22 protein-coding genes and 1 tRNA gene are annotated in these 20259 nt (G+C 62.7%); 11 read left to right on the forward strand and 12 right to left on the reverse strand.

Annotation, left to right across the window (positions count from 1 at the left end; genetic code table 11):
- Positions 1-101: 101 nt before the first annotated feature.
- From AC07PQ_RS28665 to AC07PQ_RS28680, 4 genes are all read right to left on the reverse strand, one after another.
- Positions 102-389: a PA4642 family protein gene (locus AC07PQ_RS28665; RefSeq protein WP_007928384.1), complete on the reverse strand. Its 288-nt coding sequence runs from the start codon at positions 387-389 to the stop codon at positions 102-104.
- 63 nt (positions 390-452) lie between these two features.
- Positions 453-938, reverse strand: coding sequence for a hypothetical protein (locus tag AC07PQ_RS28670; protein ID WP_007928383.1), 486 nt, complete (start codon positions 936-938; stop codon positions 453-455).
- Positions 939-1026: 88 nt separating this feature from the next.
- Entirely contained in the window at positions 1027-1500 is a 474-nt protein-coding gene (locus tag AC07PQ_RS28675) for a WbuC family cupin fold metalloprotein (protein ID WP_493186631.1), read from the reverse strand.
- 3 nt (positions 1501-1503) lie between these two features.
- Positions 1504-2061 (reverse strand): hypoxanthine-guanine phosphoribosyltransferase, encoded by a 558-nt coding sequence (locus tag AC07PQ_RS28680; RefSeq protein WP_007928381.1) that lies wholly within the window; start codon positions 2059-2061, stop codon positions 1504-1506.
- A 166-nt stretch (positions 2062-2227) separates the two neighbouring features.
- On the opposite strand from AC07PQ_RS28680, the gene upp reads away from it, so the two are divergent.
- Together upp and AC07PQ_RS28690 are read left to right on the forward strand one after the other, a co-directional pair.
- Positions 2228-2866 (forward strand): uracil phosphoribosyltransferase, encoded by a 639-nt coding sequence (gene upp / locus AC07PQ_RS28685; RefSeq protein WP_007928379.1) that lies wholly within the window; start codon positions 2228-2230, stop codon positions 2864-2866.
- A gap of 2 nt (positions 2867-2868) precedes the next feature.
- The gene (locus tag AC07PQ_RS28690) at positions 2869-4143 is read left to right on the forward strand and encodes a uracil-xanthine permease family protein (RefSeq protein WP_053262590.1); all 1275 of its coding nucleotides are present in this window, start codon (positions 2869-2871) and stop codon (positions 4141-4143) included.
- An 88-nt stretch (positions 4144-4231) separates the two neighbouring features.
- Here AC07PQ_RS28690 and hemH read toward each other — a convergent pair whose 3' ends face one another.
- Both hemH and AC07PQ_RS28700 read right to left on the reverse strand, forming a co-directional pair.
- Positions 4232-5248: a ferrochelatase gene (gene hemH, locus AC07PQ_RS28695; protein WP_007928375.1), complete on the reverse strand. Its 1017-nt coding sequence runs from the start codon at positions 5246-5248 to the stop codon at positions 4232-4234.
- A 13-nt stretch (positions 5249-5261) separates the two neighbouring features.
- On the reverse strand, positions 5262-6164 hold the full coding sequence (locus AC07PQ_RS28700; RefSeq protein ID WP_493186632.1) for a TIGR01777 family oxidoreductase: 903 nt from the start codon (positions 6162-6164) through the stop codon (positions 5262-5264).
- A gap of 196 nt (positions 6165-6360) precedes the next feature.
- On the opposite strand from AC07PQ_RS28700, the gene AC07PQ_RS28705 reads away from it, so the two are divergent.
- The 5 genes from AC07PQ_RS28705 (at position 6361) to AC07PQ_RS28725 (ending at position 11370) form a co-directional block, all read left to right on the forward strand.
- Positions 6361-7344, forward strand: coding sequence for an NAD(P)/FAD-dependent oxidoreductase (locus tag AC07PQ_RS28705; RefSeq protein WP_007928371.1), 984 nt, complete (start codon positions 6361-6363; stop codon positions 7342-7344).
- 289 nt (positions 7345-7633) lie between these two features.
- Positions 7634-8602: a YbgA family protein gene (locus AC07PQ_RS28710; RefSeq protein WP_492570719.1), complete on the forward strand. Its 969-nt coding sequence runs from the start codon at positions 7634-7636 to the stop codon at positions 8600-8602.
- Positions 8603-8605: 3 nt separating this feature from the next.
- On the forward strand, positions 8606-9541 hold the full coding sequence (locus AC07PQ_RS28715; RefSeq protein WP_492570718.1) for a MerR family transcriptional regulator: 936 nt from the start codon (positions 8606-8608) through the stop codon (positions 9539-9541).
- Positions 9542-9554: 13 nt separating this feature from the next.
- A complete protein-coding gene (phrB, locus tag AC07PQ_RS28720; protein ID WP_493186633.1) occupies positions 9555-11000 on the forward strand; it encodes a deoxyribodipyrimidine photo-lyase in 1446 nt (481 codons plus the stop codon).
- A 64-nt stretch (positions 11001-11064) separates the two neighbouring features.
- On the forward strand, positions 11065-11370 hold the full coding sequence (locus tag AC07PQ_RS28725; RefSeq protein ID WP_493186634.1) for a YkgJ family cysteine cluster protein: 306 nt from the start codon (positions 11065-11067) through the stop codon (positions 11368-11370).
- A gap of 7 nt (positions 11371-11377) precedes the next feature.
- Here AC07PQ_RS28725 and AC07PQ_RS28730 read toward each other — a convergent pair whose 3' ends face one another.
- From AC07PQ_RS28730 to hemA, 6 genes are all read right to left on the reverse strand, one after another.
- Positions 11378-11896, reverse strand: coding sequence for an acyloxyacyl hydrolase (locus AC07PQ_RS28730; RefSeq protein ID WP_007928361.1), 519 nt, complete (start codon positions 11894-11896; stop codon positions 11378-11380).
- Between the two features lie 115 nt (positions 11897-12011).
- A complete protein-coding gene (gene murI, locus AC07PQ_RS28735; RefSeq protein WP_101339076.1) occupies positions 12012-12803 on the reverse strand; it encodes a glutamate racemase in 792 nt (263 codons plus the stop codon).
- A complete protein-coding gene (locus AC07PQ_RS28740; protein WP_493186635.1) occupies positions 12796-13551 on the reverse strand; it encodes a molybdopterin-synthase adenylyltransferase MoeB in 756 nt (251 codons plus the stop codon). Before AC07PQ_RS28740 ends, murI begins: the two co-directional genes overlap by 8 nt.
- On the reverse strand, positions 13545-14375 hold the full coding sequence (gene prmC, locus AC07PQ_RS28745; RefSeq protein WP_493186636.1) for a peptide chain release factor N(5)-glutamine methyltransferase: 831 nt from the start codon (positions 14373-14375) through the stop codon (positions 13545-13547). The genes AC07PQ_RS28740 and prmC overlap by 7 nt, the downstream gene beginning before the upstream one ends.
- A gap of 6 nt (positions 14376-14381) precedes the next feature.
- Positions 14382-15464, reverse strand: coding sequence for a peptide chain release factor 1 (prfA, locus tag AC07PQ_RS28750; RefSeq protein WP_007928353.1), 1083 nt, complete (start codon positions 15462-15464; stop codon positions 14382-14384).
- Complete coding sequence (hemA, locus tag AC07PQ_RS28755; protein ID WP_007928350.1) at positions 15461-16747, reverse strand: glutamyl-tRNA reductase; 1287 nt, start codon at positions 16745-16747, stop codon at positions 15461-15463. The genes prfA and hemA overlap by 4 nt, the downstream gene beginning before the upstream one ends.
- Before the next feature lie 181 nt (positions 16748-16928).
- Here hemA and AC07PQ_RS28760 point away from each other — a divergent pair, with 181 nt between their 5' ends.
- From AC07PQ_RS28760 to AC07PQ_RS28775, 4 genes are all read left to right on the forward strand, one after another.
- Positions 16929-18653 (forward strand): tetratricopeptide repeat protein, encoded by a 1725-nt coding sequence (locus AC07PQ_RS28760; RefSeq protein ID WP_007928348.1) that lies wholly within the window; start codon positions 16929-16931, stop codon positions 18651-18653.
- Between the two features lie 4 nt (positions 18654-18657).
- On the forward strand, positions 18658-19275 hold the full coding sequence (lolB, locus tag AC07PQ_RS28765) for a lipoprotein insertase outer membrane protein LolB (RefSeq protein WP_007928346.1): 618 nt from the start codon (positions 18658-18660) through the stop codon (positions 19273-19275).
- 2 nt (positions 19276-19277) lie between these two features.
- The gene (ispE, locus tag AC07PQ_RS28770) at positions 19278-20129 is read left to right on the forward strand and encodes a 4-(cytidine 5'-diphospho)-2-C-methyl-D-erythritol kinase (RefSeq protein ID WP_053262602.1); all 852 of its coding nucleotides are present in this window, start codon (positions 19278-19280) and stop codon (positions 20127-20129) included.
- A gap of 37 nt (positions 20130-20166) precedes the next feature.
- A tRNA-Gln gene (locus tag AC07PQ_RS28775) sits at positions 20167-20241 on the forward strand.
- Positions 20242-20259 lie beyond the last annotated feature (18 nt).

A 20259-nucleotide genomic window follows, 5' to 3' on the forward strand; every position in this document is an offset into this window, starting at 1 on the left:
TTAAGACGGGAGGGGGGAGAGGGATGCCTGCTCATAGACTGCTCTTTATCGTCTGAGCACCAAGAAAGGCCCGGCATCTACCACTTTTTCACATGAACATTTCAGCCGCGGGCTTTTTCGATCAGTTCGATGTAGTCGGCGGCATTGCGCTGGTCCTGGATCAGGGCCACGAAGTCCTTGCCGTGTTCGTCCTTGCCGTCCAGGTCGTAGCCGGCCTCGACGAAGAACACCAGGAAACGCTCGAAATCGTCGATACGCAGGCCACGATAGGCCTTGATCAGCTTGTGCAGGGACGGCGAAGTGGCGTCGGCCGGCTCGAAATCGAGGAACAGTTTGATCTGCGCATCGCCGATCTCGTCACCAATCACTTGTTTCTTATCTTTACGCATTGCCGACTCCAGCTCGCAGACATTTCACGGGGCAGGCAGTTTACCCCCAGGCCGCGTCGGGCCTCAACGCGAGCGTACGGCGCCGGTGTGCAGATCGGCCCAGATGTGGCCGTTGGCGTAGCTGAGGAACTGGCAATACACCGTGTCGTTGCGCAACAGGTCCATCACCACCCGATACTGGGCCAATGGATAGAACAGGGTGAGGGTCTTGCTCTTGGCGTCGAACTGGGGCTTTTTCAGGCTTTTGCTCTCGCCGTCGAAATTCACCAGCACCTGGCTGATGGTCGCGCCCTTGTTCAACGGCTTGCCCTTGAGCCGGACCAGCAGCGGCGAAGTGACCGGGATCGGTTGCTGGTTGGATTGGCGCTGGCTGCCGATGACCACCGAGTATTCAGTGACCTGCAACAACTGTTGCTGCTCGGGGGCGGCGTCACGCAGGGTCAGGTCATCGGGGGGCAGGAACTGCGCATGCATGGGCGCCGGGGCGGCGGCCAGGGGCAGACTCAGGATCAGAACAAAGGCCGCGCAACTGCGAATCAAAAGGCTCATGACAGGCTCCGGACACAAGGCCTGGCACTCTAGCATGGGTCAGCGCAGATTTTTTGCAGCGGCTACAGCTCAAGCGCGAGGATGGCGCTCAGTCAAACTGGGCGCGCATCCAGGCCTGGTATTCGGCCACACCCGACTCCCCCTCGCGCGGCGCCCAAGCGGCCAATTCACCTTCGCCGACCGGGCGATAAGGTCCGGCCTTGCATTCGAACATCAGGCTATCGGGCTCAAGCACCACCAGACCGTGGTAGACGCCGACCGGCAGGTCGACGCCCATGCAATCGCCACCCGCCTGCAGCACACGTTTTTCCAGTACCTGACCGGCGTCGTCGAAAATCAGCAGGCCCAGGCGTCCCTTGAGTACCAGCAGAGTCTCGGCCTTGTCGTCACTCAGGTGGCGATGGGGCGGGATATAGGTGGATGGCTGCAGCCCCACCGCCATGCGGTGACAAGGCTCTGGCATCTGATGGAAATTGTGGTGATGGCGACCACGGGGGCTGGCCGAGGCTTTTTCGGCCAGTTCGGCAAACAGCGACTGATCCAGATAGCTCGGCCCGCTCATGGCTTACATGCCCTTGACGGCAAAAATGCCGGCAGCGTTGCGCCAGTAACCCTTGTAGTCCATGCCGTAACCGAAGATGTAGCGGTCCACGCAGGGCAGGCCGACGTAGTCGGCTTTCAGGTCGGGACGGGCCTTGCGGTCGTGGTCCTTGTCGATCAGCACGGCGGTGTGCACCGCGCGGGCACCGGCGTGTTTGCAGAAGTCGATGATCGCGCCCAGGGTATGACCCTCGTCGAGGATGTCGTCGATGATCAGCACGTCACGGTCGATGAAGGACACTTCCGGCTTGGACTTCCAGAACAACTCGCCGCCGCTGGTTTCGTTGCGATAGCGGGTAGCGTGCAGGTAGGAAGCTTCCAGCGGAAATTTGAGGTGGGTCAGCAGCTTGCCGGAGAAGATCAGGCCACCGTTCATCACGCAGAAAACCACCGGATTGCGTTCCGCCAGTTGTTCATTGATTTGTGCACCGACTCGGGCGATGGCCGCCTCGACCTCAGCTTCGGTGTACAGGCAGTCAGCCTCGCGCATGATTTGACGGATATGCTCGAGATCAGCGGACATGGCGCTCTCCAGGGGGGTGGCAGTTTCGGAAAAGCGAGCAAAGGTACGCATCCGGCCCGGTCAGATCAAGCGTTTCTGGACTAACGTACTTAGATGTCTATAGGACAACACCCTCGGATAGATTAATCTAGGCCGGTTTTTTTGCCCGCCGCCGGAGCCTTTCCCTATGCCCATCCGTGAGATCCGCCATCCGCTGATCCGACACAAACTTGGCCTTATGCGCCGCGCCGACATTAGCACGAAGAACTTTCGCGAGCTCGCTCAGGAAGTCGGTGCCCTGCTGACGTACGAAGCCACCAAAGACCTGCCGCTCGAATCCTATGAGATTCCGGGCTGGTGCGGCCCCGTCCAGGTCGAGAAGATCGCCGGCAAGAAGATTACCGTGGTGCCGATCCTGCGCGCCGGTATCGGCATGCTCGAAGGCGTGCTCAGCCTGATCCCGGGCGCCAAGGTCAGCGCCGTGGGCGTGGCCCGCAACGAAGAAACCCTGCAGGCGCACACCTACCTGGAAAAACTGGTTCCGGAAATCGACGAACGCCTGGCCATGATCATCGACCCGATGCTCGCCACCGGCAGCTCCATGGTCGCGACCATCGACCTGTTGAAAAAGGCTGGCTGCAAGGACATCCGCGCCATGGTGCTGGTCGCCGCTCCCGAGGGCATCGAAGCCGTCGAGAAAGCTCACCCGGACGTGACCATCTACACCGCATCCATCGATCAGAAACTCAACGAGCACGGCTACATCATCCCAGGCCTGGGCGATGCCGGCGACAAGATCTTCGGCACCAAGCAGAAGGACGCCTGAGCATGCGGGATGAGTTCAACGATCCGCTCTGGCGCCAGGTGCTGTCTGGCGCGCAGATGCTCTTCGTGGCCTTTGGCGCGTTGGTGTTGATGCCGCTGATTACCGGTCTCGACCCCAACGTGGCGCTGTTCACGGCGGGTCTCGGGACTCTGTTGTTCCAGCTCGTGACCGGGCGCCAGGTACCGGTATTCCTGGCCTCCAGCTTTGCCTTCATCACCCCGATCATTCTCGCCAAGGGCCAGTTCGGCCTGGCCGCGACCATGGGCGGGGTGATGGCGGCCGGTTTCGTTTATACCTTCCTGGGCCTGGCGGTGAAGATCAAGGGCACCGGTTTCATCGACCGGCTGCTGCCGCCGGTGGTGATTGGCCCGGTGATCATTTCCATCGGCCTGGCCATGGCACCGATCGCCGCCAACATGGCGATGGGCAAGGCCGGCGACGGCAGCGAGCTGATTCATTACCAGACGGCGATGATGATCTCGATGCCGGCGCTGCTGACCACCCTGATCGTCGCGGTGTTCGGCAAAGGCATCTTCCGCCTGGTGCCGATCATCTCCGGGGTACTGGTGGGCTTTGCCCTGTCGTTCTACTTCGGCGTGGTCGATACCGCGAAGATCGCCGCGGCCCCCTGGCTGGCCCTGCCGCACTTCACCGCGCCGGAGTTCAACTGGCAGGCGATCCTGTTCATCGTCCCTGTGGCCCTGGCACCCGCCATCGAGCACATCGGTGGGGTGATCGCAGTCGGCAGCGTGACCGGTCGCGATTACCTGAAGAAGCCCGGCCTGCATCGCACCCTGTTCGGTGACGGCATCGCCACCACCGCCGCCGGCCTGTTTGGCGGTCCGCCCAATACCACCTACGCCGAAGTGACTGGCGCGGTCATGCTGACCAAGAACTACAACCCGAAAATCATGACCTGGGCGGCAGTCTTCGCTATCAGCCTGGCGTTTATCGGCAAGTTCGGCGCACTGCTGCAAAGCATTCCGGTACCGGTGATGGGCGGGATTCTCTGCCTGTTGTTCGGCTCGATCGCGGCGGTGGGCATGAACACCCTGATCCGTCACAAGATCGACCTGGGCGAAGCCCGCAATCTGGTGATCGTCTCGGTGACCCTGGTGTTCGGGATTGGCGGGGTGTTGATCGGTACCGGTACAGGTCCGGACGACTTCGGCCTGAAAGGGATCGCCCTGTGCGCCGTCGTCGCGATTGCGCTGAACCTGATCCTGCCGGGCAACGATGGCTGGAAGAACAAGAAGGCTGAGGAACCGCTGATCTGAGGATCCGCGTCAGCCGGAAATCCATCGCGGGCAAGCCTCGCTCCTACCAACGGTGCTGCCGTAGGAGCAAGGCTTGCCCGCGATGCGTTTACAACGCCAAAGGCGCACGCTCGCACAAGGTGTTCAATGCCTTGGCCCATTGCGGGTCGTCGTTCAGGCACGGCACCAGCACCAATTCCTCCCCTCCCGCTTCGCGGAACTGTTCGCGACCGCGATCACCGATCTCTTCCAGGGTCTCGATGCAGTCGGCGACAAACGCCGGGCACATCACCAGGATCTTCTTCACCCCCTGTCGGGCCAATTCATCCAGGCGCGCTTCGGTATAGGGCTCGATCCACTTGGCACGCCCCAGACGGGACTGGAACGACACCGACCACTTGCCGTCCGCCAGCCCCATGCGTTCGGCGAATGCCCGGGCCGTGCTCAGGCACTGGCCGCGGTAACAGGTGGCGGCCACCTCGGGTGTCGCGTCGCGGCAGCAATCGCCTTCCAGGCTGTGGCCGGGATTGAGCTTTTTCAGGTGCCGCTCGGGCAAGCCATGGAAGCTCAGCAGCAGATGATCGAAGTCCTGTTGCAGGTGCGGCCTGGCACTGGCCACCAGCGCTTCGAGGTACTCCGGCCGATCGTAAAACGGCTGCAGCACCGAAAGCTGCACATCCAGCTTCTTGTCCCGAATCACCCGCCGGGCTTCCTCCACCACCGTGGTCACGGTGCTGTCGGCGAATTGTGGATAGAGCGGCGCCAGGGTGATCTTCTTCTGCCCCTGGGCCACCAGGCGCAGCAACGCCGACTCGATGGACGGCTCGCCATAACGCATCGCCAGTTCCACCGGGCCGTGCTTCCACTCCCGCGTCATGGCTTCCTGCAAGCGGCGGCTGAGCACCACCAGCGGCGAACCCTGCTCCCACCAGATCGAGGCGTAGGCATGGGCCGATTGCTCCGGCCGCTTGATCAGGATCAGCGACACCAGCAGCCGCCGAACCGGCCACGGCAGATCGATCACGTAAGGGTCCATCAGGAATTGATTGAGGTAGCTGCGAACATCCGCCACCGAGGTGGAGGCCGGCGAACCCAGGTTGACCAGGAGCAACGCGTGATCGGTCATGCAACGTCCTATTTCAGAGGCGGCTGGACAGGTCGTCCAGGGCCGCACGCAAATCAGTGAACTGGAAAGTGAATCCGGCGGCCTGCAACCGCGCGGGGACCGCGCGCTGACCACCCAGCAGCAACAACGACAATTCCCCCAGGCCGACACGCAAGACAAAGGCCGGCACCGGCACTACCGCCGGCCGGTGCAAGACGCTGCCCAGGGTCTTGGCGAACTCGCGATTGCGCACCGGCTTGGGCGCGCAGGCATTATAAGGACCGCTGGCATCACTGCGGTGCAGAAGAAAATCAATCAGGGCGATTTGATCCTTGATATGAATCCACGGCATCCACTGCCGACCGTTGCCGATCGGCCCGCCCAGCGCCAGTTTGAAGGGCAGCAGCAGGCGCGACAAAAAGCCGCCCTCGGCCGCCAGCACCAGGCCCGTGCGAATCAGCACCACACGCAGGCCCATGGCCTCGGCACGCTGCGCGGTCTCCTCCCAGGCGATACACAACTGGCTGGCGAAATCCTCACTGACCGGGGGCGAATCCTCGTTCAGCTCGCGCTCCCCGCCATCGCCATACCAGCCCACGGCCGACCCGGAGATCAGCAACCCGGGCTTCTGCCCCCGGCTTTCCAGCCAGGCCAGCAGCTTTTCCGTCAGGGTAATGCGGCTGCTCCAGAGCAACGCCTTGCGCCTGTGAGTCCAGGGCCGATAGGCGATCGGTGCTCCCGCCAGATTAATGATGGCGTCGACCGGTTCCTCTGCGAGCTCGTCCAGGCGGGCGATGCCACGAACCTGAGCGCCACAGAGTTTGGGCACCTCGGTGGGCCGACGACTCCATACGGTCAACTGATGGCCCTGGGTCAACCAGTGACGGCAGAGCTGACGTCCTATCAAACCAGTACCGCCGGTCAGCAATATGTGCATGACATCTTCCTCGCGTGGCGTTTTACCCCCATCCCTAGTCTATTTTTATAAGCAGGGATCTTTTCAATCGGGCAGGCTCTGTGTTTAACAATAGGACACCCTGTAAAACCGATAACGCCGAAAGTTATACCAAACAACAAAATTGTACAGATTTTAACGACGGCGTAGTCTGCACAGAAAGGTAAACGAGGCCCCTATGACCGTACCCATCGCAATCATTGGTACCGGCATCGCCGGACTCTCCGCCACCCAGGCGCTGAGAGACGCCGGGCATGTCGTGCAACTCTTCGACAAGAGCCGCGGCAGCGGCGGGCGTATGTCCAGCAAACGCAGCGACGCCGGCGCGCTGGACATGGGCGCGCAATATTTCACCGCCCGCGACCGGCGCTTCGTCACCGAAGTCCAGCGCTGGCAAGCCAATGGCTGGGCCGCCGAATGGGCGCCGCAGCTGTACAACTTCCATGGCGGCCAGCTCACCCCGTCGCCGGACGAACAGACCCGCTGGGTCGGCACCCCACGCATGAGCGCCATCACCCGTGGCCTGCTGGGCGAAACGGAGGTGCATTTCGCCTGCCGCATCACCGAGGTCTACCGCGGCGAACAGCATTGGCACCTGCAGGATGCCGAAGGTTTCACCCATGGTCCGTTCAGCCACGTGATCATCGCCACGCCGGCCCCCCAGGCCACCGCCCTGCTGGCCGCCGCACCGAAACTGGCGAGTGCCGCCGCCGGGGTGAAAATGGACCCGACCTGGGCTGTCGCCCTGGCATTCGAGAGCGCGCTGGAAACCCCGGTGGAAGGCTGCTTCGTACAGGACAGCCCGCTGGACTGGCTAGCCCGCAACCGTAGCAAGCCAGGACGCGACAACAGCCTCGACACCTGGGTCCTGCATGCCAGCAGCACCTGGAGCCGCCAGCACATCGATCTGCCGAAAGAAGCCGTGATCGAACAGCTGCACGGCGCATTCGCCGAACTGCTGCACAGCGCCATGCCCGCCCCGACCTTCAGCCTCGCCCACCGCTGGCTCTACGCTCGCCCGGCCAGCAGCCATGAGTGGGGAGCCCTGGCGGATGTCGACCTGGGGCTCTATGTGTGCGGCGACTGGTGCCTGTCCGGTCGCGTCGAAGGAGCCTGGCTCAGCGGGCAGGAGGCCGCCCGCCGGTTGCACGAAAACCTGTAAGCGCATCACCCCGCGTAACCTTGCTGCTGTCGCCATGGACAGCAGCCTGTCTGCTCCGCTCAAGACTCGAACACACTTCTGCCAGTCGGACCGTTCCGAGACGAAGAAAAACGCGCGCCACAATCTCATGCGTTAGCCAGCCAGCAATCGCACGACAGATGAGCAGGACGTAACCCAAAAGGCTGCGCGGCAAAGCTGTACAAAATATTTGACTTGCACACCTTTGATCCTATGATGAGGGAAAGTTGTACAAGATCTTATTTTTGTACATAAAACCGGAGCCTCTCACATGCCCGACAATCCAGCCCAGGCCGACAAGCCGAGAATCGCCATCAGCGCCTGCCTGTTGGGGGCGCCTGTGCGCTACAACGGCGGGCACAAGGAATCGCGCCTGTGCAGCCAGGCCCTCGCTGAGTTTTTCGAGTTTGTCCCGCTGTGCCCGGAAGTCGCCATTGGCCTGGGTACTCCCCGCGAACCGATCCGCCTGATGGGCGATCCGCGGCAACCGCGGGCCGTTGGCAGCGTCGACCAAACCATGGATGTCACCCGGGCACTCACGGATTACGGCCAGCGCATGGCCGCTGAACTGGACAGCCTCTGCGGCTACATCTTCATGCAGAAATCTCCGTCCTGCGGCCTGGAGCGGGTCAAGGTCTATCAGGACCTGGGCCGCCCCGCCAAGCTCAGCGGACGCGGCATCCATGCCCAGGCTTTCTGCAGCCGCCATCCGGACCTGCCGGTGGAAGAAGACGGCCGGCTCAAGGATCCGGTGCTGCGGGAAAACTTCCTGACCCGGGTATTCGCCTACAGCGCCTGGCAGGACGTGCTCAGGCAGGGCCTGAGCCGTCGCCGCCTGACCGACTTTCACGCGCGCTACAAATACCTGTTGATGGCCCACAACCCGGAGCAATACAAGGTCCTCGGCAATCTGCTGGGCAGCATGGGCCAAAGCGACCCGGCGCACGTCGGCCCGCGTTATTTCAGCCAGTTGATGACGGCCCTGAAAAAGTGCGCCACCCGCCGCACCCACAGCAACGTGCTGCAACACATCAGCGGCTATCTCAAGCAAGCCATCAGCCGCGACGACAAACAGGAAATGCAGCACCTCATCACCCAGTACCGCCACGGCATCGTGCCGCTGGTGGTGCCGCTGACCCTGCTCAAGCATCACCTGCGCCGGCACCCTGATCCCTACATCGCGCAACAGGCGTACCTGCAGCCCCACCCGGAAAGCCTCAGCCTGCGCAACGCGCTCTGAACCATGAATGACTCGAGGCTCGACCCGGATGCATCCGCCAGCGAATCCGATGGCGCCCATGAGCAAAGCTGGTTGCCGATTCGCGAGGTGACCCGCCAGACCGGGGTCAACGCCGTCACCCTGCGCGCCTGGGAACGTCGTTACGGGCTGATCGTGCCGCAACGCACCGCCAAGGGTCACCGGCTGTTTTCCAACGAACACGTGCAGCGCATCCTGAAGATCCTGACCTGGCTCGATCGCGGGGTGGCGGTCAGCCAGGTCAAGCACCTGCTGGACGCCGAGCCGGCGCCCAGCGAACCGGCCCACAACGACTGGCACCTGCAACGCCAGCGCCTGATTCAGGCCATCAGCCAACTGGCCGAGCGCCAGGTCGACGAAAGCTTCAACCAGGCCATGGCGCTCTATCCGCCACGAACCTTGTGCGAGCACCTGCTGCTACCACTGCTGGGCGAACTCGAACAGCGCTGGCAGGGCCGCTTTGGCATGCGGATGGAGCGGGTGTTTTTCCATTCCTGGCTGCGCAGCAAATTCGCGGTGCGGGTCTATCACAACAATCGCCAGCTGCAAGGCGCCCCGCTGCTGCTGATCAATCACTCGGACCTGCCGCTGGAGCCGCACCTGTGGCTCTGCGCCTGGCTGATCAGCAATGCCGACTGCCCGGTGGAAGTCTTCGACTGGCCGCTGCCCCCCGGTGAACTGGCCCTGGCCGCCGAACACCTGAAAGCGCGGGGCGTGCTGCTGTACTCGAGCCAGTCGATCAACCTGCGGCAACTGCCACACCTGCTCGGCGGCCTCGACCGCCCGGTACTCATCGTCGGCCCAGCAGTGAGCATCCACCACGCCGAACTGGCCATCTGCACTACCGAGATCGCCAATCTGCACCTCGCCGCAGACCCGCTCTCGGCACACCAGGCCCTGACCGGGCTAAGGCTTCTCTAATGCAGGAATTCCCATGCAACTGATCTGGCTACGCAGCGACCTGCGCCTGCATGACAACACCGCGCTGAGCGCCGCGACCCAGCGCGGGCCGACCGTCGCCCTGTACCTGCTGAGCCCGCGGCAATGGCAGGCGCATGACGATGCGCCGTGCAAGGTCGACTTCTGGCTGCGTAACCTTGAGCAGTTGAGCGGCGACCTGGCGCGGCTGAATATCCCGCTGCTGATCCGCCAAGCGCCGAGCTGGGAGCAGGCCCCCCAGGTGCTGTTGCAGCTGTGTCGGGAACTGGCCATCGAGGCGCTGCACGTCAATGAGGAATACGGCATTCACGAGAGTCGCCGCGATACGGCAGTGGCCAGCCTGCTGAAGAGCCAGGGCGTGGGCTTCCACAGTTACCTCGACCAACTGCTGTTCCGGCCCGGCAGTGTGCTGACCAGGAGCGGCGGCTACTTCCAGGTCTTCAGCCAGTTTCGCAAGGTCTGCTACAACCGGCTGCACAGCGCCTTGCCGCCACAGCTGGCGGCTCCCAGGGCGCAAGCCGCGCTGAGGATAAAGGCCGATGCGCTGCCCCGGCAGATCGAGGGCTTCCCCACACCCGGCCCGCACCTGCAGGCGCTATGGCCGGCCGGTGAAACCGCGGCGCAACAACGCCTGGCGCGCTTTGCCGAGACGCAGCTCGACCACTACCAAGCCGAGCGCGACTTGCCGGCCAGGCCCGGCACCAGCCAGCTTTCGCCCTACCTCGCCGCCGGCGTGCTGTCGCCGCGCCAATGCCTGCACGCGGCGCTGCAAAACAACCGGGGCGAGTTCGCCAGTGGTAGCCCCGGCGCCGTCACCTGGATCAACGAACTGCTCTGGCGCGAGTTCTACAAACACATCCTGGTGGGTTATCCGCGGGTGTCCCGGCACCGGACCTTCCGCCCGGAAACCGAAGCCGTGGCCTGGCGCGATGCCCCCGAGGAGCTGGCGGCCTGGCAGCAGGCCCGCACCGGTCTGCCGATCATCGATGCAGCCATGCGCCAGTTGCTGGAAACCGGCTGGATGCACAATCGTTTGCGGATGATCGTGGCGATGTTCCTGACCAAGAACCTGCTGATCGACTGGCGCCAGGGCGAGCGTTTTTTCATGCGCCATCTGATCGACGGCGACCTGGCGGCGAATAACGGTGGCTGGCAATGGAGTTCATCCACCGGCACCGATTCGGCGCCCTACTTCCGCATCTTCAACCCCTTGAGCCAGTCGCAGAGGTTCGACAGCCAAGGGACGTTCATCAAGCACTGGCTGCCAGAGCTGGCGGGATTGAGCGAAAAAGATATCCACAACCCGGCTGCCATGGGTGGCCTGTTCGGCGTGGCCGATTACCCGCCGCCGATGGTCGATCTGTCGATGTCCCGCGAGCGCGCCCTGGCGGCCTTCAAAAACCTGCCGTCACGGGTGGCGGCCGAGGAGTATCGGGAGTAAGGGCGGCAGGCGTCCGTCAGTGGTTTCACACAGTCTGCGGCCACTTGCCTTACACTGCGCGCCTATGACCACTATTCCTGTCACCCAGATCGCCGAAACGGCGGTCACCTGCTCGAGCTGCGCGGCCTGCTGCTGCCAACTGGAAGTGATGCTGATCACCGAAACCGGGGTGCCCGAACATTTTATCGACACCGACGACTGGGGCGGCGAAGTCATGTTGCGACTGGATGATGGCTGGTGTGCCGCGCTGGATCGCAACAGCATGCTGTGCAGCATCTACGAACAACGGCCACTGATCTGCCGGGAATTCGAGATGGGGGAAGCGGACTGCCTCAACGAACGCCGCGGCATCGCCACGGCGTATCGCTGAAAGGGTCTTACAACGGCATGGTGTAATGCAGCGAGTAGCTCTCTACACCGTCGTTGGGCGTCGCGATGCCAGCGTTGGAATAGTGCGTGGCACGGAGACCGACTTCATGCCCGCCGTTGAACCGCAGGCCGAAACCGAAGCGGTCCTCGAACTGGAACGCCGAACCCAGCTTGTTGTCCTCCACCTCGGTGTTGGCGAACACCGCCACGCCAATCCCCGCCTCGATGTAAGGCTTGATGTTCTGCCCGGCAAATTCGTACACCAGCACCGGCGAGAACGACAGGCTGTGGTTGCTGGACTTCTCGTCGCCATCCCAGAAGGTATAGGCGCCGCTCCAGTAGCCGGTCAGGCGACCGACATCGCTTTGCAGCCAGCTTTTGTCCCAATCGAATTGCATGCCCAGGCGATAGGTCTGGGTCGAATCGCCGGTCTGCCCCACCGAAAACTCGACGCCGGCCGCCTGTGCCGAAAAACTTTGCCCCAACAGCGCGGCCGCAAGCGCGGCCAAACAAAACATTCGTCTCATCAGGAACATCCTTTTCAAACGATTTGTATGGTGTTGTACAGATTCCGCAGACACGTTAATAGAAATCTGCGCTTGAACAGAAGTTCAGAGCAAATCAGCTCTTCTGCAGGATTTTTTATAAAGCGAAGCTTTGCACCGCTCCCGCCTCTTTCCAGAGCAACGGCAGAATATGTCTGAAGTGACACGGATCGCCACTGGTCCAGAACCGGGCCTGGCGTGCAGGCCCCGCAGCCAACAGCTCGCGCTCGCCGAGCAGGCGCTCCAACTGGCGGGCAACCGCGGCCCCGGTATCGATCAGGCTGATGTCCTCGGGGATCATCGACTTGAGCAACGGCTTGAGAAACGGATAGTGGGTGCAGCCGAGGATGAGGGTGTCACAGCCGGCCGCCAGCAGCGGTTCGACATAACCCTGCAGCAGTTGGCGCAACGCGGGGCTGTGCAGGTCCCCGGCTTCGATCCGTTCCACCAGGCCCGGACATGGCCGGGTAATGACCTTGATATCGGTGGCGAAACGATCGAGCAAGGCGGCGAACTTGGCACTCTGCAAGGTTCCGGTGGTGGCCAGCACGCCGACCACGCCGCTGCGGGTGGCGGCAGCAGCCGGCTTGACCGCGGGCTCCATGCCGATGATAGGCCAGTCCGGGTAGTCCCGACGCAGGTCGGCGACAGCGGCCACAGTCGCGGTGTTGCAGGCCAGCACTAGCGCCTTGGCGCCCTGCTCGCGGAAAAACCCGGCGACCAGGCTGCAACGCTGACGGATGAATTCGGGAGTTTTCTCGCCGTAGGGAATGTTGCCGCAATCGGCTACATATAGCAGCGATTCATGGGGCAGGCGCTGCTGGATCTCCGCCAGCACCGACAGGCCGCCGACGCCGGAGTCGAAGACACCGATCGGCGCCTCACGCATGTGCCCCCCCACAGACGCTGCAGCCCGGGTCGCGCTTGACCCGCAGTTCGCGAAAGCGCGTGCCCAGGGCATCGATCAACAACAGGCGACCCACCAGCGGCTCGCCGAACCCCACCAGCAGCTTCAAGGCCTCGAGGGCCTGCAAGCTGCCCACCAGCCCCACCAGCGGCCCGAGCACACCGGCCTCGCTGCAGGTCAGTTCGGCTTCGCTGCCGTGCCCATATAAGCAGTGGTAGCACGGGCTCTCGGGACGCCGTGGGTCGAACACCGACAGTTGCCCTTCCAGGCGAATCGCCGCGCCGCTGACCAGCGGCTTGCCGGCGGCGACACAGGCGGCATTCACTGCTTCGCGGGTCGAGAAGTTGTCGGTGCAATCGAGCACCAGGTCCACCGCCGTGACCGCGGCCACCAGGGAGTCGGCATCCAGCGCGGCACGATGAGGCACCAGCTGGATTTCGGGATTGATCGCGGACAAACGCCCCATCGCCGAATCGACCTTGCTCAGGCCGATGCTGTCGGTGTCATGAATGATCTGGCGTTGCAGGTTGGTCAGGTCGACCGTATCGAAGTCGGCCAGGTGCAGCTCGCCGACGCCCGCGGCGGCCAGGTACAAGGCCACCGGAGCGCCCAGGCCACCCAGGCCGACGATCAATACGCGGCTGGTCTTGAGTCGCAACTGGCCGTCGATGTCGACGTGCTGCAACAGAATCTGCCGGCTGTAGCGCAACAACTCCTGATCGTTCAGCACGGCAGGTTTCCTAAGCTGATGCGTTCATGACCGCCCAGGTCGACACGGCTGTGCACCTCGGCAAACCCTTGGCTGAGTAACAGGTCGCGTACAGCCGGCGCCTGGTCGTAGCCATGCTCGAGCATCAACCAGCCGCCAGCCTCGAGGTGCTCTGGCGCCTGGGCGATGATCAGGCGCAGGTCGTCCAGCCCGTCCTTGCCCGCGACCAGGGCGCTCTCCGGCTCGAAACGCACATCGCCAGCCGCCAGGTGCGGGTCGGCGTCGGCGATATAGGGCGGATTGCTGATGATCAGCCGATAACGCTCGCCTGGGAGGGCACTGAACCAATGGCTGCTCAGCACCGTGACATTGTCCAGTTGCAGGCGCTGGCGGTTGCGTTCGGCCAAGGCCACGGCTTCCAGCACCCGGTCGACCGCGGTGACCCGCCACCCCGGGCGCTCGCTGGCCAGGGCCAGGGCGATGGCGCCGCTGCCGGTGCCCAGGTCGAGCACCTTGGCCGGGGTGGCGGGCAGCAGTTCCAGCGCCGCCTCCACCAGCAATTCGGTGTCGGGGCGCGGAATCAGGGTGTGTGGCGCCACTTCCAGATCGAGTTTCCAGAAGCCCTGCTGGCCAAGGATATAAGCCACCGGCTCGCCGGAACGGCGCCGCTGCAGGTAACTGGCGAAGGTCAATGCCGCTTCGCTGGGCACGATCCGCTCGGGCCAGGTGTGCAGGAAGCTGCGCGGCTTGCCCAGCGCAGCGGCCAGCAGCAACTCGGCATCCAGGCGGGCCGTGGGCGAATCGGGCAATTGGGCGGCGCGCAACAGGCTGGCGATGATGGTCATTTATGTTTACTCGCCCAGTGCCGCAAGTTGATCGGCCTGGTATTCGGCCAGAAGCGGTTCGATCACGGCTTCGACGCCACCGGCGAGGATTTCATCCAGGGAATAGAGGGTCAGGTTGACACGGTGATCGGTCACCCGGCCCTGGGGAAAGTTGTAGGTGCGAATGCGCTCAGAACGGTCGCCCGAACCCACCAGCAGCTTGCGTTCGCTGGCAATCGCGTTGGCCGCGGCGCTGGTCTGCTGGTCGTTGAGCTTGGCCGACAGCCAGGACATGGCCCGCGCCCGGTTCTTGTGCTGGGAACGTTCTTCCTGGCACTCGACCACGATTCCCGACGGGATGTGGGTGATGCGGATCGCCGAGTCGGTCTTGTTGACGTGCTGGCCACCGGCACCGGAGGAGCGGTAGGTATCGATTCGCAGGTCCGCGGGGTTGATCTCGATGGCTTCCTGTTCGTCCGGCTCGGGCAGCACCGCCACGGTGCAGGCCGAAGTATGGATGCGGCCCTGGGACTCGGTGGCCGGCACCCGCTGCACGCGGTGGGCGCCTGATTCGAATTTCAGCTTGCCGTAGACGTTCTCGCCTTCGACCCGGGCAATGACTTCTTTATAGCCACCGTGCTCGCCCTCGTTTTCCGAGAGGATCTCCAGCCGCCAGCCACGCCGCTCGGCATAACGCGAATACATGCGGAACAGGTCGCCGGAGAAGATCGCCGCCTCGTCGCCACCGGTGCCGGCGCGGATTTCCAGGAACACATTGCGCCCGTCGTTGGGGTCCTTGGGCAGCAGCATGCGTTGCAGGGTACTTTCCAGTTCGACCAGTTGTTCCTTGGCCTCGCGAACTTCTTCCACCGCCATTTCGCGCATGTCCGGATCGCTGTCCTTGAGCAGCGCCTGGGCACCCTCGAGGTCGGCCTGGACCTTGAGCACCTGTTTATAGGTCTCGACGATCGGCTCGACTTCCGCGTACTCCTTGGAATAGGCGCGGAACTTGGCCTGATCGGAAATGACTTCGCCGTCGCCAAGCAACGCGGTCAGTTCTTCGAAACGGTCCTGGAGGACATCCAGCTTATTGAGCAGTGACGCTTTCATTGCGGTTTTTTATCCGAAGAGTCCGAAGCGCCCTCACCGAGGGCAAAGAGTTCCTGGGCCATGGCCAGCGCATCCAGGCGGCCTTCAGCGGTCAGTTTTTTCAACTGGACGCTGGGCGCATGCAGCAGTTTGTTGGTCAGGCCGCGAGCCAGTTGCACCAGGACGTCTTCGGCGCTGCTGCCGTTGGCCAGCATGCGCTGGGCCTTTTGCAGTTCCTCGTCGCGCAGGCGCTCGCTCTGCTGACGATACGCCTTGAGCACGTCCACCGCAGCCAGCTCGCGCAGGCGCACCATGAAGTCCTCGGCGCCGATGTTCACCAGCTCTTCCGCCGCCTGCGCCGCGCCTTGGCGGCTCTTGAGGTTTTCGGCGACCACTTCGTGGAGATCGTCGACGGTATAGAGGTAAACGTCGTCCAACTCGCCGACTTCCGGTTCGATATCCCGCGGAACGGCAATATCCACCATGAAGATCGGCTTGTGCTTGCGCAGCTTCAGCGCGCTTTCCACCGCGCCCTTGCCAAGGATCGGCAGCTGGCTGGCAGTGGAACTGATGACGATATCGCTGTGCACCAGTTCCTGAGGAATATCCGACAGCAGCACGGCATGGGCTCCAAACTGTTCGGCCAGGGTGCTGGCGCGCTCCAGCGTGCGGTTGGCGACCACGATGCGCTTGACCCCCAGGTCATGCAGGTGGCGGGCGACCAGGGTAATGGTCTCGCCGGCGCCGATCAGCAGCGCCTGGCTGCGCTGCAGATCGCTGAAAATCTGTTTCGCCAGGCTCACCGCGGCAAAGGCCACGGAAACCGGGTTTTCGCCGATAGCGGTGTCGGTGCGTACCTGCTTGGCGGCACTGAAGGTGGCCTGGAACAGCCGCCCCAGCAGCGGGCCTATGGTTCCGGCCTCACGCGCCACGGCGTAGGCGGATTTCATCTGCCCGAGGATCTGCGGTTCGCCCAGCACCAGCGAATCCAGCCCCGAGGCGACACGCATCATGTGACGAACGGCCGCATCGTCTTCGTGCACATAGGCACTGGCGCGCAGGTCTTCGAGGCTCAGATGGTGGTACTCGGCCAGCCAGCGCAGCACGATATCCGCCGAAAGGTGATCCTGTTCTATATAGAGTTCACTGCGATTGCAGGTGGAGAGGATCGCAGCTTCGCGGCTGTCGGTGAGGCGGCAGAGCTGCTGCAAGGCCTCAACCAACTGCTCAGGGGTAAAGGCCACGCGCTCGCGGACGTCTACTGAAGCAGTCTTGTGGTTAATACCGAGTGCGAGGAAGGCCATTCAAGGTCGCTGATGATGTCGAGAAGCCGACAATTGTCCTACTTCAAAAGATTCAGAACAACCACTGCCGACTATTGTCCCAATAGACTGCCTCTGTAAGGCATCCGCTGAGTCTCGGTTATGTTTGGCCGAAGGCTTGTGTCATGATGATCCGACCGCAGGTTAGTCGTCCTCTTCCTATATGAATAGATCTTCCGCGTTGCTCCTCGCTTTTGTCTTCCTCAGCGGCTGCCAGGCCTTGGCACCCGTTTCACCGGACGGTACGCCGCCGGTCGAAGACACTACCCCGGCTCCTGAAAAGCCCAAGGTTTACTCCTCGTTCAGCGAAGACACGGTCTTCAGCCTGCTGAGCGCGGAGCTGGCTGGCCAACGCAATCGTTTCGACATTGCCCTGGACAACTATGTCACCCAGGCCATCAATACCCAGGACCCGGGCATCTCCGAGCGGGCGTTTCGCATCGCCGAATACCTGGGCGCCGACCAGGCCGCGCTGGACACTGCGCTGATCTGGGCGAAAAACGCCCCGGACGACCTGGAAGCCCAGCGTGCCGCCGCCATCCAGCTGGCCCGCAGCGGGCGTTACGACGAATCCATGGTCTATATGGAGAAAGTCCTGCAGGGCAAGGGCGATACCCATTTCGATTTCCTCGCGCTGTCGGCCGCCGACACCGACCAGGACACCCGCAACGGCCTGATGAAGAGTTTCGACCGCTTGCTGCAAAAACACCCGAACAACGGCCAACTGGTGTTCGGCAAGGCGCTGCTGCTGCAACAGGACGGCGATACCCGCGAAGCCCTGAAGCTGCTGGAACAGAACCCGCCGGAAGAAGGCGAGATCGCGCCGATCCTCCTGCGCGCCCGCCTGCTGCAGAGCCTCAGCCGCGCCGACGAAGCCCTGCCGCTGCTGGAAAAAAGCATTCGCAAGTACCCGGACGACAAGCGCCTGCGCCTGACTTACGCGCGCATGCTGGTCGAGCAGGATCGCATGGACGACGCCAAGGCCCAGTTCTCCAGCCTGGTCCAGCAGTATCCGGAAGATGACGAACTGCGTTACTCCCTGGCGCTGGTCTGCCTGGAAGCCAAGGACTGGGAAGAAGCCAAGGGTTACCTGGAGGACCTGATCGCCCGGGAAAGCCACGTCGATTCGGCGCACCTGAACCTGGGCCGTATCGCCGAAGAACTCAACGACCCGCAAGGCGCGCTGGCGGAATACGGCCAGGTCGGCCCAGGTACCGACTACCTGCCGGCACAATTGCGCCAGGCCGACATCCTGATGAACAACGGCCGTACCGCCGAAGCCGAAAAACGCCTGGCCGCCGCCCGCGACACCCAGCCGGACTACGCCATCCAGCTGTACCTGATCGAAGCCGAAACCCTGTCCGCCAACAAACAGGGCGACAAGGCCTGGAAGATTCTCCAGCAAGCCCTGCAGCAATACCCGGACGATGTGAACCTGCTCTACACCCGTGCGATGCAGGCCGAGAAGCGCAACGACCTGGCCCAGATGGAAAAGGATCTGCGCCTGATCATCAAGCGCGAGCCGGACAACGCCATGGCATTGAACGCCCTCGGCTACACCCTGTCGGATCGCACGACCCGCTACGCCGAAGCCAAGGCCCTGATCGAACAGGCCCACCAGCTGACCCCGGACGATCCGGCGGTACTCGACAGCCTGGGCTGGGTAAACTATCGCCTGGGCAACCTCGCGGAAGCCGAACGCCTGCTGCGCCAGGCGCTGGAACGCTTTCCCGACCAGGAAGTCGCCGCGCACCTGGGCGAAGTGCTCTGGGCCAATGGCAAGCAACGCGAAGCCAAGCAGATCTGGAGCAAGTTCCTCAAGGACCAGCCAGACAGCCCTATCCTGCGCAGCACCATCAAGCGCCTGACCGGATCAGAGACCCTTTAAGACTATGTTTTTGCGCCACCTTATCGTTTTCAGCTTTATCGCTCTGCTCGCCGGTTGCTCGGGTTTCGGCACCCGCGAATCCGTCGAGGGTCACGGCAGCCCCGCACTATGGCGCGAGCACAAACAGCAACTGAGCGGCCTCGACGGCTGGCAGATCAACGGCAAGATCGGCATTCGCGCCCCCAAGGATTCGGGCAGCGGCACGCTGTTCTGGCTGCAGCGCCAGGATTACTACGATATCCGCCTGTCCGGCCCGCTGGGTCGCGGCGCCGCCCGCCTGACCGGACGTCCCGGCAAGGTCGCGCTGGAAGTCGCCAACCAGGGACGTTACGAAGCCCCGACTCCGGAAGCCCTGCTCGAAGAACAGTTGGGCTGGAACCTGCCGGTCTCGCATCTGGCCTGGTGGGTTCGCGGGCTGCCCGCCCCCGACAGCAAGAGTCGCCTGACCCTGGATGGCGACAGCCGCCTGTCCAATCTCGAACAGGACAACTGGCAGGTCGAATACCTGAGTTATGCACAACAGAGCGGTTACTGGCTGCCCGAGCGGATCAAGCTGCATGGCCGCGACCTTGACGTCACGCTGGTGATCAAGGAATGGCAACCACGCAAGCTGGGGCAGTAAGCATGAGCGCGCCACGATTGACCCTGCCCTCCCCGGCAAAACTCAATCTAATGCTGCATATCCTCGGTCGCCGTGAAGACGGCTATCACGAACTGCAGACGATTTTTCAGTTTCTCGATTACGGCGATGAAATCACCTTTGCCGTGCGCGATGACGGCGTCATTCGCCTGCATACGGAGTTCGCCGGCGTCCCCCACGACAGCAACCTGATCGTGCGCGCGGCCAAACAGCTTCAGGAACAGTCCGCATGCCCGTTGGGCATCGATATCTGGATCGAGAAAGTCCTGCCCATGGGCGGCGGCATCGGTGGCGGCAGTTCCAATGCAGCAACCACTTTGCTGGGCCTGAATCACCTCTGGCAACTGGGCTGGAACGAAGATCGCCTGGCCGCGCTGGGCCTTTCCCTGGGCGCCGACGTGCCGGTTTTCGTGCGGGGGCATGCGGCTTTCGCCGAGGGCGTGGGAGAAAAACTCACCCCTGTAGACCCCGAGGAACCTTGGTATCTCGTGCTGGTGCCGCAAGTCTCTGTAAGTACAGCAGAAATTTTTTCAGATCCGCTGTTGACACGTGACACTCCGCCCATTAAAGTGCGCCCCGTTCCCAAGGGAAACGGCAGAAATGACTGTTTGCCGGTGGTTGCAAGGCGTTATCCAGATGTACGTAACGCATTGAATTTGCTCGGTAAATTTACCGAGGCAAAACTGACCGGAACTGGAAGTTGTGTGTTTGGGGGCTTCCCAAGCAAAGCTGAAGCTGATAAAGTCTCGGCCCTTCTTACAGAGACCCTTACAGGGTTTGTAGCAAAAGGAAGCAACGTTTCGATGTTGCATCGCAAGCTGCAAAGTCTGCTCTAAAAGGAACCAAGTGCCAGGCACTTGATGCAACAGATACAGGGGCGTCGCCAAGCGGTAAGGCAGCAGGTTTTGATCCTGCCATGCGTTGGTTCGAATCCAGCCGCCCCTGCCATTTTCCTTATACTCATCC

The sequence above is a fragment of the Pseudomonas sp. GW821-FHT09E12 genome (genome assembly GCF_059416085.1).